The sequence below is a fragment of the Xenorhabdus budapestensis genome (assembly GCF_002632465.1).
GTDB classification, from domain to species: domain Bacteria; phylum Pseudomonadota; class Gammaproteobacteria; order Enterobacterales; family Enterobacteriaceae; genus Xenorhabdus; species Xenorhabdus budapestensis.
This window is the reverse complement of sequence record NZ_NIBS01000047.1, coordinates 1-6,050: the sequence shown is the minus strand read 5'-3', so window position 1 is coordinate 6,050 and position 6,050 is coordinate 1. Positions and strand designations below refer to the sequence as shown.

4 protein-coding genes and 1 pseudogene are annotated in these 6,050 nt (G+C 36.4%); all 5 read left to right on the top strand.

Features of this window, described 5'->3' with window-relative positions; genetic code table 11:
• The first annotated feature begins 175 nt into the window (after positions 1–175).
• The 5 genes and pseudogenes from Xbud_RS18190 (at position 176) to Xbud_RS18170 (ending at position 5,683) form a co-directional block, all read left to right on the top strand.
• Positions 176–1,144, top strand: a complete 969-nt coding sequence (locus tag Xbud_RS18190; RefSeq protein ID WP_099137426.1) for an ArdC family protein — start codon at positions 176–178, stop codon at positions 1,142–1,144.
• A gap of 8 nt (positions 1,145–1,152) precedes the next feature.
• Positions 1,153–1,350, top strand: a complete 198-nt coding sequence (locus Xbud_RS18185; RefSeq protein ID WP_099137425.1) for a TA system toxin CbtA family protein — start codon at positions 1,153–1,155, stop codon at positions 1,348–1,350.
• A gap of 136 nt (positions 1,351–1,486) precedes the next feature.
• A pseudogene (locus Xbud_RS18180) lies at positions 1,487–2,876 on the top strand (UvrD-helicase domain-containing protein).
• Positions 2,877–2,880: 4 nt separating this feature from the next.
• Positions 2,881–4,581: a TraI domain-containing protein gene (locus tag Xbud_RS18175; RefSeq protein WP_169923111.1), complete on the top strand. Its 1,701-nt coding sequence runs from the start codon at positions 2,881–2,883 to the stop codon at positions 4,579–4,581.
• 313 nt (positions 4,582–4,894) lie between these two features.
• On the top strand, positions 4,895–5,683 hold the full coding sequence (locus Xbud_RS18170; RefSeq protein WP_244590036.1) for a site-specific integrase: 789 nt from the start codon (positions 4,895–4,897) through the stop codon (positions 5,681–5,683).
• Positions 5,684–6,050 lie beyond the last annotated feature (367 nt).

Genomic DNA, 6,050 nt, shown 5'->3' with positions numbered 1-6,050 from the left:
TAGCCTTTTGTTCCTTTATTTCTCTATTTTTGACGACTTAAAGTTATAAAGGAGCGGCTATGTCATTTCAACTCATCATAAAAGTCGAGCATCGCGTTACTCTTATCTTACTTATTTCACTAGGCGGTGTACTCTCACCGCCTGGGAGAGTACACTTTTTTGGGAGTACTCTCAATTGAAGAAAAAAACTAATGTAGATGTAGAAAAGGATATCTATCAACAGGTGACTGATAAAATTATTAGTGCCTTGGAAAAAGGCACTCTTCCGTGGAAAAGGCCCTGGCGTTCTGCGACTAAACGATTTGGGGATATGTTACCTACTAATGCAATGACTGGAAACCATTATAATGGTGTGAATATACTATTGTTGTGGATGTCTGCGGAGGAGATGGGAACTAATATCAACAGTTGGTTAACGTATCGTCAAGCTCAACAGTTAGGGGGACAGGTTCGAAAAGGAGAGCGTTCTACTCTTACTGTAATATATAAATCGTATGAAATTCAGGCTAGAGATGAGGATAACGATTTATTGTTTGACAGTGAAGGCCAGCCTCTGATGAAGCAGTGTGCCATGCTGAAGAGTAATCAGTTATTCAATGTTATTCAGTGTGACGGGCTGCCAGAACATCTATTACATGAAGGTGGACGAATACCGGAAGATAGACAGGAAATTCTTTCACCTAGAATCAGGAGCGAAGTATCCACAATGTTGAATGCTACTGGTGTAAAGATGACTTCATTACCACAAAATAGGGCTTATTACGGAATAATTGGTGATCGTATCGTAATGCCTCTTGTGGAGCAATTTAATACGGAAGCTGACTATTGGTCTACACTGCTACATGAAATGGTGCATAGTACCGGACATGCAAGCCGATTGAATAGGGAGGGAATAACAAGCATAACTCGAAAATTCGGTGATCCTATATATGCTTTTGAAGAATTAGTTGCTGAAATGGGAAGTGCTTTTCTTTGTACTCATTTGGAAGTGTTCGGTGAAGTTAACCATGAAAGTTATATTGAACATTGGTTATCTATTTTAAAAAAGGATAAAAAAGCTCTTTTTAGAGCATGTAAGCAAGCCAGGGAAGCAAGTGAATACTTGTTAAATTTGCGTACATCCCATAATGCGAAAGTAGCATAGGGGAATATATGCGATACAACATTATTCGTTTCAAATTGCTGGCGCACATGTTGTTAATACAACATGTAGGTGTAACATTAAGTGATACAGTATTGTGTGATGATGAGACAGTAAAAGATTTCATTGAGCAAGGTGTATCACCTGTAGAAGCTTTTAATAAGATAGGAATACCGATAGATATATCGAAAGTACCAGTCTCTTATTAGAAAATAAAAAGTAAACGCGCCTCTTCGGAGGCGTTTTTTTATCAAAATGGAAAAAGAGTTTTTACTGTACTTAAGTCCCCGCGTTTTTAATTATTATCGTAAATTAAATTGGCTATTTTAAATAGAGGCGCTATTCATGTTTACACTGACGGATGAACAAAAAGCAGTGGTGGAATGGAATGGTTCAAAATTAGTAGTAAATGCGTTTGCGGGAACAGGGAAAACATCTACATTAGTAAATTATGCGTTAGCTAATCCTAAAGTTTCAATGCTCTATTTGGCTTTTAATCGTGCCGTAAGAGAAGAAGCAGAACGTAAGTTTCCTTTTAATGTTGAATGTAAAACCTCACATCAATTAGCCTGGTTAAACCAAGGACGTCATTATAAAAATAGATTGGTTAATCAACTGCGTATTACAGACATTGCGCGAGCTTTAAATACTCGTCATTGGTCATTAGCACATCGAGTTCAAAGTACGTTAAATCGTTTCCTATCCAGTGATGATATAAAAATAAAACTAATTCATTGCCCAGATGAAGAGGTAATACAGGGCATTGACCCTATTAAAGTCATTCAAAGATCAGAACATATTTGGAATTTGATGAAAAATTTGAATGAATCCTTTCCGGTTACACATGATACTTATTTAAAACTTTATCAATTATCCCAACCTGATTTATCTGGCAACTATCAAACGATTTTGTTTGATGAAGCTCAAGATGCTAATCCTGTCACTCATGCAATTGTTTTAAGCCAAAACATAAATGTGGTTTTAGTTGGCGATAAGCATCAACAAATTTACCGTTTCCGGGGGGCAGAGAATGCCTTAGATGCGCCACAATTAGCTGATGCTGATCGCTTATGGCTAACAAATAGTTTTCGTTTTGGTCCACATGTTGCTGAGATTGCGAATGCGTTACTTGCCTTGGATGGTGAAACTCACCAGGTTATTGGGTTGGGGGAAGAAGATGAAGTTTTGTTACCACAATATTTTGATGTACCTCATAAAGCGGTATTGAGCCGAACGGTAGCTGGTGTAATTGATACAGCACTAGGGGCTGCAAAAGAAAAAAAATCAGTGTATTGGGTTGGAGGGATTGAAGCTTATCGAACTGAGGAACTGGAAGATCTGTATTGGTTCTCGGTAGATATGCCACAGAAAGTACAACAGCCTCGTTTAATGCGAGATTACAAAGATTATGATGAATATTGTCGAATAGCCAGAGCTACACAAGATGTTGAAATGATGCAATCTATCAACCTGTTAGAACGGTATTTTCCGCTACCACAAAATTTAGAAATAATGCGTAAATTTACGGTAACTAACGAAAGTAAAGCAGATATAACTCGCCAGGAGAGATGAAATAAACCTACTCTATGTCGCCGCAACTCGTGCACGTAAGAAGCTTATAATTAATGACATTATTGTCATTGTGCTTGCTAATAGAGAAAAACCATCAGAAGAGAATTTAGTTAATCAGAATGTATCTGATAGCGCTTCCGATGTTTCGGGGGGAAACAAATAAAAATATGAGAATATTTAAAGAATGGCTGAATCACCGCAATAGTGCTTCCGGTGTTTCGGGGGGAAACAAATCAAAGAATGAAATGCTCACTGCACCGGATGGCTATTTTTTGCCTAAAAAGTCATGTGATTTATTAAATACTGAATTACGTCAGAACTGTTTACAGCAACTTTGGGAGAATGTTTCACTGTCAAAATCACAATATCAAGAGTTTTTCTTATCTCCTCTTCAACAGTGTGCTGAGCGAATTCAGAACTTACCAGCTTTTAAACAGGGAGCTTTTTCTCAGGAAGGGGGTCTTCTTGATCTGATATTACTTACTATGGTTTATTCGGTTAGGCTATCAAAAAAGAAGCTATTACCAACAGGAGCGTTACCGGAAGAACAAGCCAGCCAAAGTGGTGCTTGGAACGCTGTAGTATTTTATGCTTCTATGCTTCATTGGTTGCCTTTGATGAGACAATTTGACGGAGAATATATAGATCAGCGTTGTTGGATGCCTGGAATTATTACGCCGAATAAAGCTTACCGTTTTCGATTTAAATCTGATAGCTCAAATATAGAAGAACTGCGATCAATTTCAGGAGCATTAATGAGTTATACCCTATTGCCAGAAAAGGCTATTTATTGGTTGAGTGAAACACCAGAAGCATTACAGGCTCTAATGCACTGTATAGCCGGAAAATGGGAAGGGGGAAGAGATATTAGTGATTTGATTGATGAAGCTGTGAGTAAGCTACCAAATATAGCCGCATCACAAATTATTACTCTAAAATTACAAAATGAATCAAATGATGATCTGGAGAAAATTGTTGATAGTCCTGTTTTAGAAGTCAGCGAAAATTTTAGTGATACATCTTCTATTCCATCTGCAACACATATACAAAGTGGAATGAATGAGAATCATGAAGAGATACAGAATGCAGACATAGCATTGTTAAAAAGTGCTTTTAATAACGTTAATTCACAGAGTGAGGAGTTATCAGGAGTAGCAGAAACTACTTTTACTGTAAATACAGAAGAATCTATTAGTGATGACGTGAAAACAGTAATGTCACTTTTAGACATAAAAGAAAATACTGTAACAGAGTGTGATTTTGTTGAAAGTTTACCATTATGTAGCACATCTGATCATAAATGTGACTATAAAGTAACCAAAAGTGAAAGTAAAGTGTGTGATAGTTCAATTATAGAAAATAAATCATTTGAAATTATTGAAAAAAATGTAATTCTCAAGGGAAATGAAAACGTAAGTACTGTAGAGGCGCATACAAGGATGGAAAGGCAGAAGCAGGGAGAAAATGAATCATTAAAGATAAAGTTTTGGCAATGGCTTAAACAAGGATTGCTGACTGAGGGCATTGAATATAATACAGCTAATGCAAAAGTACATTGTGTCGCAGGATTTTTATTCTTACAGACTCCAGCAATTTTTTTTCTTTTTTTGCGTCAACATCCAGAATTAGAAGTCGATCATAAGCAATTGTTATCTGCGTTCGAATCATTAAATGTACACCGAATAGAAAAGAAGGGTAACAAAAGGAAGCGCCATTATACTTGCAAGATCTACCCAATTCCCATTAATGAGGAAACACGTAGAAATAATAAGTTTATACGTGCCAGTGGGTATCTAGTGAAAGTAAGTTTAATTTTTGTAAAAGAAACACCTTCAGATAGCCTCTTCGTTGATTTTACCTCGGAGTAATATAAGTATGATATCGATTAAAAAAGGAGTATAGGAGTATTCTTTATGAAAAAAAACGTCTTTAGTGTAGGAAAAGAACAATCCTATTTGGTATGCATTATTGGATGAATATTTTTATGCAAAGGTTCTACGTCCAGATACTGAAAAGACGTACAGTAAGATGGTTAGGCTATTTCTTCATTATTTAAAATAAATAGAAAATATACAAATCCTCCCGGAGGAAGTAACTCATAAATATGTTTTACGTTGGCGTAGGCATGAATTAAATGTTAAAAAAGTTGCCGAGCGAACTTGGAATACAAAGGCTAGACACATGCAAGTGTTATATAGTTTTTGGATAAAGAAAGGTTTGTTAACTAGAATAGATAATCCATTTTTTGATAGTCAGGTTGAACCAGGAATAAAAAGGAAAAAAGTTTTTACAAAAGCACAGCTTCGTACCATGTATTGTGTTTTTGAGAGATTTACACAGCTAGAGAAGGAAATGTCAGCACAGCAAGCTACTTATCGCTGTTGCGCATTATATCCGACACGATTTTGGCTTGTTGTAATGGAAACTTTTAGATTAACGGGGATGCGTTTAAATCAATTAGCTCACATTCAAATAAAAGACATTGATTTCGAAGAAAACTCCATTACCCTACGAAGTGAAAGCAGTAAAAATCATTGTGAATACCAAGTAGCTTTATTAAGCCCACTGACTCCATTATTACAGAATTTGCTGAATGAAATGGTGTTAAGGGGAGCTACGCCTGATGATGTATTATTCAATGTACATCGTCTATCAGATAGGGAAGTAGATAAAGAGAAAATGATTGATAGCCAACCTGTGAAATCATTTTTCCGACGTTTCTCTAGAGAATGTGGTTTTCCAGTTAGTCCGCATCGGTTCCGTCATACATTAGCGACAACACTAATGCGCAACCCTGAACGTAACATGCAGTTAACAAAAGATGTATTAGGGCATAGAAGCTTATCTTCTACGATGGAGTATATAGGTCTAGATATTCACAATATTCGTCACATGCTGGAAAACGAATTGTCTGATTATTTGACAATGGGATTAGGTGGAGAACATCAGCGCTTAACTGTGATGCGTTAGACGAAAAAATTAAAAAAAATTTACATGGAGTTGACGAATTGTTCAACTCTATGTATAAAAAGCAATGAAAAAAGAACGCTTGCTGTAACATGCGCTCTTTTTTGAAACTTACATTCAACCATGTGTGTAACTACCAACTAGACATGATTGAAATTCAGTTTCCTAAATTTTTACTGATCGTTGACTTTCTCACTTTCAACGTTCAGGCTAGGAAATTTGGTGCCGGACTCGGAATCGAACCAAGGACACGGGGATTTTCAATCCCCTGCTAAGTTAATAAAATGTAACCATTTGATTTTGTACTTAGTTTGTATGCTCAAATTACTGAGTGTACAACATGATAATTCTTCCGATAATTTCCCCCAAA